This window comes from Xanthobacter sp. NM-59 (genome assembly GCF_021401125.1).
Taxonomy (GTDB): Bacteria; Pseudomonadota; Alphaproteobacteria; order Rhizobiales; family Xanthobacteraceae; genus Xanthobacter.
The window spans coordinates 374,441-386,658 of the sequence record NZ_JACBFQ010000001.1 but is presented as its reverse complement, the minus strand read 5'-3'; the positions used below and the strand labels follow the sequence as shown (position 1 = coordinate 386,658).

Sequence of the window (12,218 nt, the reverse complement as noted above, 5' to 3'; positions counted from 1 at the left end):
GACGGCCGCGAAGCCACCCCGTCAGCTCTGCGGACTGGGTCGCACTGCGCCCTGGGTATTCACATAGATCGCATAGAGCGAGGTCTGGGCGGTGATGAAGAGGCGGTTTCGCTTGAGCCCGCCAAAACACAGGTTCGAGACCCGCTCCGGCATGGGCAGGGAGCCCAGAAGGGTGCCGTCCGGCGCGTAGCAGTGCACGGCGCGGAAGGCCGAGGTCCAGACATTGCCGAACACGTCGCAGCGCAGGCCGTCGAAATAGCCATCCTGCAGGCCCGCGAACAGGCGGGGATTGGACAGGGCCGCATCCGGCGCGACATCGTAGGCGACGATGGCGCGCGGGTGCGTCGGCACATGGCTGGCGCCGGAATCGCTCACATAGAGGATGCGTTCATCGGGCGAAAAGGCGAGCCCATTGGGCTGAACGCAATCCGTGACTACCGCGCTCAGGTCGCCGGAATGCGGATCAAGGCGGTAGACGCATTGCCGGCCCAGCTCCGAAACCGCGGCATCGCCCTCATACTCGCTGTCGATGCCGTAAGTGGGATCGCTGAACCAGATGCTGCCATCAGACTTCACCGCCACATCGTTCGGCGAATTGAGGCGCTTGCCATCGAAATGGGTGGCGAGGGGCCGAATGGCGCCGTCATGCCCGGTGCGGGTGATGCGCCGGGTGCGATGCTCGCATGTGACCAGCCGCCCTTCCAGATCAACCGCATTGCCATTGCTGTTTTCCGACGGCGCGCGAAAGGCGGAGACAACGCCATTGGTTTCGTCGTACCGCAGCATGCGGTTATTGGGAATGTCCGAGAAGAGCAGATAGCGGCCGGCGGGAAAATAGGCCGGGCCCTCCACCCACCGCGCCCCTGTCCACAATTGCTCCAGCAAGGCGGTCGGAATGAAGAGCCGGCTGAAGCGCGGGTCATGGACCTCGAACTCGCTCATGCCATCATCCTTCGCGGCGAGGCGGCGGCCGCCGGGAAAGCGGGGATCACACGCCGCCGGAGGCGAGGCGGCGGGCATAGGCCGCGAGGGCTTCGGCATGCCCGTCATCGGCGCGAAGCCCCAGATAGCCGTCCGGCCGGATGACGAACAGCGTCACGCCGCTGACGCCCAGATGATCCGTCGCAGCGGTATCGATGCCGCCATGCCCCTGCTGCGTGGGGCCGTGAGGCGTGAGCATGAAGCTCGCCTCGAAGATCGGCCCGGCCTCATCGGGCGAGATGGCGCGGTGATGCGCGCTCAGCTCATGGGGCGCGACGGCGGCGTTACCCACCAGCACGGTCGTGTGCCCGGCCCGGTTGGCCAGCACGTTCAGGCCATGGGACGCCCCTTCAGAGATGCGCACCTCAAGATGATCCGGCCATCGCCGGCCTGCTGCCAGAGCCTCGCTCGGGGCACCGAGCACGATGGGCGAAGCCGAATAATCAATATCGAGCTCCGCCTCCGCAACGGCCTCATGGTGGCGCGTGTCGGGATTGGCGAAAATGTTGCGGATGAACGCATCGCGCGCCTCACGTGCCGCCGGGTCCGTCAGCAGCTGGGCGCGGTCCGCCTCGTCGCCCGAAGCGGTGATCATCTGGGCCACGGGGCGGCGCTCCGCCTCATAGGTGTCGAGCAGCGCCTCGGCGTGATCGCCGCGGGCCACCAAGGCAAGCTTCCAGCCCAGGTTGAAGGCATCCTGCAGGCCGCTATTCATGCCATGGCCCTGCACCGGGCTGCAGGTGTGCGCCGCATCCCCCGCGAGCAGCAGGCGGCCGGCGCGGTACTTCTGAGCGACCCTGGTATGGCACTGAAAGCGCGTGGGATTGGCCACCTCCACGAAGGCGGCCTCAGGCAGATAAGCCGCAAGGGTCGCCGCCGCATCGGCCACAAGGTCGGAATCCTCCGCGCTCGGCCGCAGATAGATGCGCCAGCGCTCATCGGGCAGAGCGGTGAGGATGATCGGCGTATCCTCCAGATAGGCGAAGTTGCCTTCATGGGAATAGGGCCAGCCACTCACCTTGGCGTCGAAGACCGCCCACGGCTCCTCGATCTCATGGCCATCCTGCCCGATGCCCGCCAGGCGTCGGACAGTGCTGCGATGTCCATCACAGCCAACGACCCAGCGCGCGACAACCTGGCTTTCCTGCCCTTCTTTTTCGAGGGTCGCCAGAACGCCGTCGGGGCGCTCCTCCAGATCCACCAGCCGGGTCGAGCGCGTCACCGTGCCGCCAAGCTGCGACAGGTAGTCGGTCAAAACCGCCTCGGTCACCTCCTCGGAAACCCCGAGGTTAAAGGGATAGCGGCTACCGCTGAGCGAAAGGTCGATCTCGCCCAAAGCGCTTCCATTGGAATGAATGCGGCACAGCCGCTGGCGCACGCCCGCCTTCAGCAGCGGCTCTGCAATGCCGAGCGCATCGAAGATCTCGATGGAGCGCGGGTGCACCACGGTCGCCCGGTCCCAGGCCAGCGGCGCGTCATGGGCATCGATGAGGAGGGTGTCGACGCCGCGGCGCAACAGCTCCGCCGCCAGCAGCAGCCCCGTCGGCCCGCCCCCCACGACGAGAACACTCACCTCTGCAGCCATGACCCAGCCCTCAAGAAGAGGCGTCATCATCCTCAAACGCCGGACAATCTCAAGGGCCGCGCCTCAGCTTTCACCGGCCAGAAAGCGTATTCCCGCCCTTTATACCTCCACCGACAGGCAGGCTCCCAACCTCTGGGGTTGGCGCCCATTCGGGCACTCGCACCCCGTGTCCGGCCGACGCCGTCGCCCGGCGGGAGGCACCCCACGCAGTGGGTGCGGCCCCCTTTCCGGCGGATCGGCGACGCCCCGACCCGCCAATGTCGGGACAAGGGTGCGGGACGGCAGGTGAAGGCGGGTATCGGGAGCTGGCTAAGTCTCTGACATCACCGGCAGTCTGCCGCTGCCCCATGGTGAAGGGCCGTGCGCTGTGCTTTACTCAAGGGGATGGAAGCCCATCATCAGGTGAACAAAGTCGCTCAATACCGCCGTCCGGCTATCCTCCGTTCGGGAAGGAGCTTCACCGATGGCCCACAAAGGACTTACCCTCACCTTTGCCGTGGCATCGCTGCTGGTGCTGCAGTCCGCGCCCGGCCTGGCGCAATCCGCAGCCACGCCCCTTGCCTCGCGCGACGGGCAGGTGGTTCTGCCCTATGCCGAACAGAAGTTCAGGGGCGCCGTCGGCACCACCTTCAAGGACTCCGATCCCGCCGCCTTTCCGGCCCCGATCACCGCCCCCAAGGGCGCACCCAACGTTCTGGTGATCCTTCTGGATGACGTGGGCTTTGGCCAATTCTCCGTCTCCGGCGGCGCCGTCCCCTCCCCCTCGCTGGACCAATTGGCGCAGCAAGGCCTGTTCTACAACCGCTTCCACACCACGGCCCTGTGCTCTCCCACGCGGGCCGCCCTGTTGACGGGCCGCAACCACAACGTCTCGGGCACCGGCGTCATTACCGAACTTGCCACGGGCTATGACGGCTATACGGGCATCATCCCCAAGGACACCGCGACGGTTGCGGAGATCTTGCGCCAGAATGGCTACATTACCTCCTGGTTCGGCAAGAACCACAATACGCCCATCTATGAAACGAGCGCCGTCGGGCCCTTCGATCATTGGCCGAATGGCCTCGGCTTCGACTATTTCTACGGCTTCATGGCGGGTGACACCAACCAGGTGCGGCCCTATCTCTTCGAAAACCAGACGCCGCTGGGTACCCCGGACAAGCCCGGCTACTATCTCAGCGTCGATCTTGCGGACCACGCCATTCAGTGGCTGCAGAACATCGAGGCGATCCAGCCCGCAAAACCCTGGTTCCTCTATTTCGCCCCGGCCGCGACCCACGCCCCGCATCAGGCCCCCAAGGAACTGATCCGCGAATTCGCCGGCAAATTCGACATGGGCTGGGATGAATACCGCAAGCAGACCTTCGAACGGCAAAAGCAGCTTGGTGTCATCCCACAGGATACAATCCTGACACCGCGACCCGCGAGCCTGCCCGCCTGGGACAGCCTGGATGACAAGAAGAAGAAGCTTTATAGCCGAATGATGGAGGTCTTCGCCGCCTACGGAAAGCAGGTGGACCAGGAAGTGGGCCGGGTGCTCGACTATGTGGCAAGCATGCCCGATGCCGACAATACCCTGATCCTCTACATCGTCGGCGATAATGGCGCCTCCGCCGAGGGCGGCTTCGACGGCACGCTGAACGAAAACGCCTTTTTCAACGCCTACCTGATGACCGCCGACCAGATGCTGGCCCGCATCGACGAGATCGGCACCGAGCTGCACTTCAACCACTTCCCAGCCGGCTGGGCCTGGGCCATGGACACGCCCTTCCAGTGGACCAAGCAGGTGGCGAGCCACCTGGGCGGCACGCGCAACCCCATGGTGGTGAAATGGCCCGCGCGCACCAAGGCCAGCGGCGAGGTGCGCTCGCAATTCGCCCATGTCATCGACATCGCCCCCACCATTCTCGAGGCGGCAGGCATTGCCGAGCCGCGCAGCGTGAACGGCACCGCGCAAACGCCCATCCAGGGCAAGAGCTTCCTCTCCACCCTTTCGGATGCGAAAGCGAAGGAGATCCGCACCAGCCAGTATTTCGAGATGTTCGCCAATCGCGGCATGTACAAGGACGGCTGGTGGGCGGCCTCCCTCTCGTTCGAGCCCTGGCAGCCGGAGCGCGCCGACTTCGACCCCTTCAAGGCGAAATGGGAACTCTACAATCTGGAAACCGACTTCAGCCAGGGCAAGGACATTGCCGCGCAGAACCCCGGCAAGCTCGCGGAAATGACCGCGTTGTGGTGGGCCGAGGCCTCCGCGAACAAGGCGCTACCCCTCGACTGGCGCGGGGCGGAGCGGTTCAGCGCTGAGCTGACCGGCAAGCCCAACCTGGCCGGCGACCGCACGAGCTTCACCTATCACGGGGTGCTCGCGGGCCTGCCGGAATCTTCCGCCCCCGATATCAAGAACAAGTCGTTCAGCGTCTCCGCACGGGTGCAGGTGAAGGAGAAGGCCAATGGCATGATCTTCACCCAGGGCGGAAACACGGGGGGATGGGCGTTTTATCTGAAGGACCGCCGGCTGGTCTCCGCGCACAACTTCATCGATGTGAACATCTATTCGGTATCAAGCCGTACATCGGTGCCTGCGGGGGAGCACACCGTGCGCATGGACTTCGCCTATGAGGGCGGCAAGGAGGTCGGCAAGGGCGGCACCGTAACCCTTTATGTGGATGGCGCGGCGGTCGGCAGCGGGCGGGTGGACAGAACCACGCCCTACAAATTTTCGCTTTCCGAGAACCAGGACATCGGCACCGATACCGGCACGCCTGTCACCACGGACTACCGTGCGCCCTTCAACTTCGAGGGCACCCTGAAGGAAGTGGTGATCGATCTCAAATAACCCCAACCCGCCGAGCCCCGCTCGAACCCAGGCGGCAGCCGCCGACCTTGGGCTGCGGGAGAGCCAAGATCCGCACTGCGCGGCTGAGGCCAACGTGGGGTCCGTCCTCACGCCGGAAGACCGCGCTCAGCATCGCTCCAGTGGACACCGATCAAGGTCCGCTCCCGCCGCATCCCGAAGCCCCTGACGCATGGCGACCTGGAGCCGTTCCGGTCGCCTGCGTCCACCAGCAATCCACTCATCAAGGAGCGCATCGAACACAGGACCGCGACGCGCGCCGGGCGGACGACTGCCCAGGATCCGCCCATGGCCTACACAAGGCTGGCGCGGGGCGTGCGGCTGAAGCTTCGAATTGTGGGTTGTTGGTGCCTTACGGATGGCCCACCGGAAAGACGGCTGACGTCTACACCGGAGCTGCCGACAAGGAACGCCTGGCGCGCTCAGCTGCCGAACAAAGATCGCCCGCACCCAGCACCCGGTGCGGGGGCACGGAGTAAAAAGGCGAAAACTTCAATATGTTAGGAAATGGATGGTGCCCAGGGGCGGATTGCGCTGCCGAACGGATCAAGCCATTGATTTTACGAGATATTTGGACGCTCTTAGGTGCCTCCTGTGTAGCAGTGGAATGCAGCAAAGGCAAGGCCCCGCTGTAATGCAAACTTAGATTGAAATCACCATCCGCAAGCAGCGTGGCAGACGCCGTTGATGATTTTGTTGATATATGACTTTTTGGATTTGTTCCTCTTTTAGTCCATGCTACCTTTGATTGTGGAGGGAGACGCACAACCAAACGAGGAGTCTGAACGTGGTCAATTTCGGGTTCTCAGCCTACCTAAAAATCCTCTGCTTAAATGAGCGTCCCCGGCGGCGGGCATTAAAAGAAAGGCTCATGCCGTCCGAAGGCGGTTATGATTTTCATAAGAGCCTAGGCTTGCTCTCGTCGAGACTGCTCGCCGGAGAGTCATGGGAAAGCATCCAGCAGACAATAGCCGATATCAAGAAGGCGCCAGAGCGTCGGTCTGTTCAAAGCGGACTGGAGCAACTGATGGAATGGCGAGCGGTCCATAGAGGAGCCTTGTTCTCCGTGCCTACGACCGTCTTTGAAGACCCATCTCGCGAATTTTCAGTCAGGTTCGCTCCAAATTTCGGCCTGGAGGTCGGCGGGCAGCAAACGGCCATCCATATCTGGAACACTATTCACCCCGACTTAGTGCGTAATTTCGTTCACGGCGCCCTCTACTCCATCTCGACAGCATATGTTGGCGTTGACGGCCGCCCGGCTGACCTTGCCGTTCTCTCGCTTCGGGACGGCAATTTATATCGGTTAAGTGAAGCACGCGATGCACGACGGCTGGGCGAAAGCTTGTCGACCGGCATCGGGATTGAACTTCGTGGTATTCGGACTGAGCTGGGTATCCCCGAAGAACGACGCAGACCGTCTGCCCCGCCAGCGCCGCCTCCTGCTGAGTGAGGTAAAAAACAGATAGGCGAAGGGCCTCGCGTAAAATCTCGGCGAGCCCTCGCCTTGCCCCTCACCCCGCCTCCTGCAAGCACCGGTAAACGCTCGCGCGGCCGATCCCGAGGCGCCCGGCAATCTCTGTGGGGCTCACGCCCTCACCCTTCAGCCGCTTGACCTCATCGGCCTTGGGCCGTGCCGTGGGCTTGCGGCCCCGGTACTTGCCTTCGGACTTGGCCTTGGCGATGCCGGCCCTCTGCCGCTCAAGGAGCAATTCCCGCTCGAAGGCGGCCACGGCACCGAAGACGGACAGCATCAGGCGCCCTGAAGCGGACGAGGTGTTCAGCTTCTCTCCGCCCAGGTTGAGGATGACCAGCCCCACGCCCTTGGCGTCGAGGGCTTCCACGATGGACCACAGGTGCTGCACCGACCGAGCGAGGCGGTCCAGCTTGGTCACCACCAGCGTGTCACCCTCCCGCAGGAACTCCAAGGCCCGTTCCAGCTCCGGCCGGGACGCGGCAACGGCGCTGACATGCTCCTGAAAGAGCTTGTCGCAACCCGCCTCCTTGAGGTCGTCAAGCTGGCTCTGAAAGCCCGCATCCTGCCCGTCCGTGCTCACCCTGCAATAGCCCACCAGCATCTTCGTTCCCCTTCTCCCGTGTCCCACTGAACACCTCCCCTGCGAGACGGTGTGGAGGGCGTCCGATAGAGTCCATTCCGGCTTTTCGGACGCCTCGTCTCACAGGGCCTTGAGCCCTATTGAGGCATCGCCTGTGCGGCCTCTCTGGCGGCTTGGGTGATGCGGGCATTGCGCACCCCCTCACGCTCCCGCCGTTCGGCTCGCAGCTCTCGGGCGTAGGCTTTCACGAACATCCGGTTGAACTCCCGCAGGCGCCGGAAGGCCGCGTCATAGACCGCCTTCCCCCGCTGCCATTCCCGAGAGAACTTCACCTCGTCAGGCGTGAGGCCAAGGACGGTGCGATGGTCGCCCCGCAGATGGTCCAGCCACGCCCCCGCACGGGCCACGCTCGCCTCAATGGAGGCTTGCAGGGCCTTGGCTTCGTCAAAGGTCATGGTTTCGCTCATGTCCTGTCCCCCTCGGCTCAGACCAGCTCTGGCGCATCGTTGAAGGCGTCCGCATCCCGCTTGGCAGCGGCCATGCGCTCCACCGACCAAGCCGGCTCAAGCTCCCCCGAGGCGTAGGCGTCGATTGTCTCGACCTTCCCCGCCCATGTGTGCCACGTCATGTCGCCCACGGTGTCCTGATTGGCCCTCGGCTTCAGGCCGTTGGCGCGGGCAAGGGCGTCGGTGAAGTCGTCAAGGCCCTTGTCGCCGGCATCGCAGTACAGGACGGGCCGGCCGTCGATGTCCTCCCCTTCCCACACGGTGGCAACGAAGCCTTCTCCCGCCTCGGTCGCCATCACCAGCACCTCCGTGCCGTCACCGGACCAGACGGCGGACAGGACTTCTTCAGGGGCGAAGGTGTCGGTGACAAGCGCAATAGCCGAGTCAATCGTGAGCATCTCAGTGTTCCTCAAGTTGTTGGGAAGTGTTCGTGGGCCGCTCGCCGCTCCGAACATGAGAAAAGACTGATTCGTCTCGTTGGAACTGTCAAGCACAATTCTGAGAATGTCTTGATTTTTCTCAGAAGTTGTTGATGTTCAATACAGCTTTCGTCCGACCGTCAACTTACGACAGAAGCGGAATAACGCAAGCATGTGGGCGCGTGTACATGCGTTGTGGGCGCCTGTGCTTGCGCGTGGGTGGGCGTGACTTGCCCTTCGCTCGCGAAGCTCGCGTTCACGCGCGGTTTGCCGTTCGCTCGCGTGCCGCGCGGTGTTCCCTCTCAGGCGCGAGGGGGCACGGGGGGAACGCGCGGCATTATTAAGTATTGAGAAGGGCTCAGAAATTTAGGCGAAATATCGCCAGAGGCTCCACCACCGGCGGAGCGCGGAAGGCCGGCAACGCCCACTGAGAGCGTCCGCCTTGGTGAGGCGTGGCGCGATCTTGAAGAGAACTTGAACAGGCGGCGTGTCGTGGGGTTGGACCACGAGGGCAAGGTCACGTCGCAGAGGCTCCACCCTGTGGAGTGCAGGGCGTCAGCGGGTAGTCGTCAGCCGGGCCTAGAAGTCCCACTCGTTCTTCATGACGTATCCGTCATCATCCACCATGGGACCGGAAGACTTCTTCCGAGTGGCCGCTTCCGCCAGGGGGCTGGCCTCAGTCGCTTTGCGGAGCTGCCGCTTCAGCTCGGAGACCTCTTCTTTCAGAGCCTTGCGGTCCGCTTCGGAGGTGTCCAGCATCTCGGTGAGGTCGGCAACGTCCTGACGGAGGGTCGAAAGCTCCTCGTCCCGCGTAGCGGGTCCCTTGGGCGGCTCGCTGGTCTCTTGCGCCAGCAAGCTGGCCACCGGGGATTGCCCCTTCAGGGTCTCAATGTAGGCTTCGGCGGTGGCGAGCGCGTCACGGGCCGCCTGGAGTTCTCCAGCGAGACGGCCGATTTCCGCCTTCAACTCCGACACCTTGACCGAGTTACCGGCGTTTTCGGTGGAGGGCTTGGCCTTGGCGGCATTGGTAGTCTGAGAGGGGGCCTTGTCGCGGTGCGTGGCATGGGCGTCGAGGAAGGCGTCAATGCCGCATTCAAAATTGGGGACCTCCCCAACTTTGCCGCTGAGTTTCGCCACTCGCATGTACCGCATTGCCCGGTCGTAGGAGAATACGCAGTTCTTCTCGATCCACGCCTTGAACTCGCCATGGGCACATTCAGCCTTTGCCTGCAAAAGCAGCTCGCCGGCCTCCTTGGCCTTGAGAAGCGTCATCTTCCCGGCCTCTTTGACCGCCTCATGAGCGGCGTTGATGGCTTCAGGAAGGGTGTTCATCTCGACCATGGGAGTGACGCAAGGGGCAAGGGTGGCGGTGGTCACGGTGTCGGTGGTGGTGTTCATCATGCGGTGGTGTGCTCTTTCATGTGAGGGGGGTGAGAGAGCGGCACATGGCAAGGCTTGGACTTGCTCGCGGTCGCATGGACGCCTTGCGCCAGAGGCTCCACCTTGGTGGAGTGCAGCAAGCTGGCAGTCGGCTGGGGGAAGAGCGGCGATGCACGGGAATTGGACCCGTGGGGGTGTGCGGAAACTCCGCAGACCTGTCATGTCGCATGGATGGCGGCACATGGCGGGGATTGGACCCGCTCGTGGTCGCCAAAGGGAAGGCGTAGTCAGGAAGGCGCCATACGCCCTCAGGCGGCTTGGAGGCCGTTCAGAGGCTCCACGAAGTGGAGTTCAGCTTCGCCTTGCTGCCGTGGTGCTGAAGGGCAGCGGCGTCATAGGCCCGTGCGGCATCTTCCGGCCGCTCGAAGGAGCCGAGCCAGATGCGCCTGCCGTTCACGGTGATGGTCGCCGTCCAGCACTTATAGAGCGCATCCCACGAAACCCCGCGAAAGGGGCGCTTCACACTCATTCGGTTGGCTTGGATGCGCTTGGCTTCATCCGGCCTTCGGCCTTGGCCCGCCGACCTTGGTGCCCGTGAACGCCTTCAGCTTGGCGAAGGTCTTGGTCATGCTCTCGACGGCCTCGATAGCCCGTGCAGGCGTCTCGAAGCTCCCCAAGAACATCTTGTTCCCCTGCGGGTCGGTCATGGTCGCTTCCCAGAGGCGGGAGACGGGCGACCACACCAGCCCCTCAACGTGCCGAGGCCCCTTGCCGTCGTGGAAGTCCACGAGGCTCATGTCTTGAAGTGAGGGCATCAGGCGGCCACTCTCTCAGAGGGCGCGGGAGCGGCAAGAAGGCTTGCCCGATCAGGCAATGCCGCCACGGCGTCAAGCGCCTCCCCCGAGACGTGGGAGCCCTCCCGAATGGCCTTCTCCCGAATGCAGCGTTCCAGCGCCCTGCGGGTCACGCAGAAGGAAATGGAAGACCACGGGAAAGGCGTGTTGGCCTTCGCTCCGCGCCGCTGCAAGAGATACTGAACACCATCCGAGCACACGGCCACGCGCCACCGGTCATTGAGCAAGACCAGCACCCGGCCATAATCATCGGCGGTTTCCTGGTGAACGGCCAATGTCAGATGCCCATGCCGTTCATGCCTTCAGCAGCGCCCTGGGACGCGGCGTGGCGTTCCAAAGCGGCTTCCTTGGCCGCCTCGGAGCGGTCGCGGTCCGCCAGAAGGGCGGCATGGGCGGCCCGGCCGTCCTCAGTCGTCATGTCGAAGAGGATGCGCGGGCGGGAGCCGTCGTGCCGGAGGGTGCCGGGCGACAGGTCATAGAGGCCGGCGGCGATCATCGGAGCCGGGATACGGGAGGCCGGAGCGGTGCCGTAGGAGCCGGGAATGTCGCGCAAGGCGGCCGTGTTGGTGGTCATGGGAAGTCCTTTCGTTGGTGGTGGTGATGGTGTGGTCAGAGGCTCCAGTCACGGACTGGAGTTCAGGCGGCCTTGCGGTGCGACCGAGCGGTCTTGCGGTGCGACCGAGCGGTCTTGCGGGTCGGCAGGTGCGAGGCGAGCCCGCAAGCGGTGAGACGCTCCTCGGAGGCGGCTCGGGCCACGCTGGCGGCGGCCTTGAGAAGGTCCGCCACGGCCTCTTCATCGCTTCCCGCCAGCTCAACCCGCAATGCGGGGAACCGAGCGGCCGCCACCAGGAACTCGTGGCGGGCCTCAATGACGCCGATGGGGAGGTCAGAGGTCGGGAACCAGGGCATGGAGCCGAGGGCATTCACAACGCTGCGCATCGTGGCCCGCAGCACCGTGGGCTGTTCGGGATCGACCAGCGACAGGGCGTAGGTGGCCGCCAGGAAGCCCGCTTCGCGCAGCTCAACGGAGCCGGTCAGCGGCGCGGTGACCTCCTCTCGGGTGCCGTCCGCATGTTCGATCAGGAGCGCGAGGGCGCCGACGCCCGCTTGTCCAGGGACGCGAGCGGCCAAGGTGAGGGTGGTGGTCAAGGGGGGTCCTTTTCTATGGAGGGGTGGCGGTGCCCTGTGAGCTGCGAGGGACCCAGCAAGGCTGGGCAGAAGCAGCCTCCTGAAGAGGTCGGGCGAGGTGTTGGGCGAGCTACGCGAGCGTAGGGGGTGTCCGCAAAAGGGGGTGCCCTCGGGGCCCTGTGATAGGTCCCGAAGGGCTTGGTGGAACCCGCCATGGGGAAAGCCATGTCGAGGCCGTAAACGCCCTGTTCACCCACCCCTCAGCACGCCCTTGCGGGCGATCAAATCTGAGGGATGGGCTTCAGGGCTCCTTGAGAGGAGACGCGAGCTTCGCGAGCGAAGGGCAAAGGGGCAGAGCTATTCCGCCGAGGCGTCTTCGCTGTCGCTGGTCAACAGGATGCCGGCGGTGCGAAGGGACGCCATGAGGGCGTTCAGTTGAGCGACAACGTCTTCG

General features: G+C 64.1%; 12 protein-coding genes. 2 read left to right on the top strand and 10 right to left on the bottom strand.

Features of this window, described 5'->3' with window-relative positions:
• Positions 1-21: 21 nt before the first annotated feature.
• Together L0966_RS01835 and L0966_RS01830 are read right to left on the bottom strand one after the other, a co-directional pair.
• Positions 22-942 carry an SMP-30/gluconolactonase/LRE family protein gene (locus tag L0966_RS01835; protein ID WP_234050147.1) on the bottom strand — a complete coding sequence of 307 codons (921 nt, stop codon included), beginning with the start codon at positions 940-942 and terminating at the stop codon, positions 22-24.
• A gap of 46 nt (positions 943-988) precedes the next feature.
• The gene (locus L0966_RS01830) at positions 989-2,596 is read right to left on the bottom strand and encodes an FAD-dependent monooxygenase (RefSeq protein ID WP_234050146.1); all 1,608 of its coding nucleotides are present in this window, start codon (positions 2,594-2,596) and stop codon (positions 989-991) included.
• A 433-nt stretch (positions 2,597-3,029) separates the two neighbouring features.
• Here L0966_RS01830 and L0966_RS01825 point away from each other — a divergent pair, with 433 nt between their 5' ends.
• Both L0966_RS01825 and L0966_RS01820 read left to right on the top strand, forming a co-directional pair.
• Positions 3,030-5,402 carry an arylsulfatase gene (locus L0966_RS01825; protein WP_234050145.1) on the top strand — a complete coding sequence of 791 codons (2,373 nt, stop codon included), beginning with the start codon at positions 3,030-3,032 and terminating at the stop codon, positions 5,400-5,402.
• A gap of 805 nt (positions 5,403-6,207) precedes the next feature.
• Positions 6,208-6,873, top strand: a complete 666-nt coding sequence (locus L0966_RS01820; protein WP_234050144.1) for a hypothetical protein — start codon at positions 6,208-6,210, stop codon at positions 6,871-6,873.
• Positions 6,874-6,934: 61 nt separating this feature from the next.
• On the opposite strand, the gene L0966_RS01815 is transcribed toward L0966_RS01820, so the two are convergent.
• The 8 genes from L0966_RS01815 to L0966_RS01780 form a co-directional block, all read right to left on the bottom strand.
• The gene (locus tag L0966_RS01815) at positions 6,935-7,498 is read right to left on the bottom strand and encodes a recombinase family protein (RefSeq protein ID WP_234050143.1); all 564 of its coding nucleotides are present in this window, start codon (positions 7,496-7,498) and stop codon (positions 6,935-6,937) included.
• Positions 7,499-7,614: 116 nt separating this feature from the next.
• A complete protein-coding gene (locus L0966_RS01810; protein WP_234050142.1) occupies positions 7,615-7,944 on the bottom strand; it encodes a hypothetical protein in 330 nt (109 codons plus the stop codon).
• A gap of 17 nt (positions 7,945-7,961) precedes the next feature.
• A complete protein-coding gene (locus tag L0966_RS01805; protein WP_234050141.1) occupies positions 7,962-8,381 on the bottom strand; it encodes a hypothetical protein in 420 nt (139 codons plus the stop codon).
• A gap of 600 nt (positions 8,382-8,981) precedes the next feature.
• Complete coding sequence (locus L0966_RS01800) at positions 8,982-9,803, bottom strand: DUF3102 domain-containing protein (protein WP_234050140.1); 822 nt, start codon at positions 9,801-9,803, stop codon at positions 8,982-8,984.
• Positions 9,804-10,110: 307 nt separating this feature from the next.
• Complete coding sequence (locus tag L0966_RS01795; protein WP_234050139.1) at positions 10,111-10,311, bottom strand: AP2 domain-containing protein; 201 nt, start codon at positions 10,309-10,311, stop codon at positions 10,111-10,113.
• A gap of 25 nt (positions 10,312-10,336) precedes the next feature.
• Positions 10,337-10,597, bottom strand: coding sequence for a hypothetical protein (locus L0966_RS01790; protein WP_234050138.1), 261 nt, complete (start codon positions 10,595-10,597; stop codon positions 10,337-10,339).
• A 316-nt stretch (positions 10,598-10,913) separates the two neighbouring features.
• Positions 10,914-11,210, bottom strand: coding sequence for a hypothetical protein (locus tag L0966_RS01785; protein WP_234050137.1), 297 nt, complete (start codon positions 11,208-11,210; stop codon positions 10,914-10,916).
• A 62-nt stretch (positions 11,211-11,272) separates the two neighbouring features.
• Positions 11,273-11,785: a hypothetical protein gene (locus L0966_RS01780; protein ID WP_234050136.1), complete on the bottom strand. Its 513-nt coding sequence runs from the start codon at positions 11,783-11,785 to the stop codon at positions 11,273-11,275.
• Positions 11,786-12,218 lie beyond the last annotated feature (433 nt).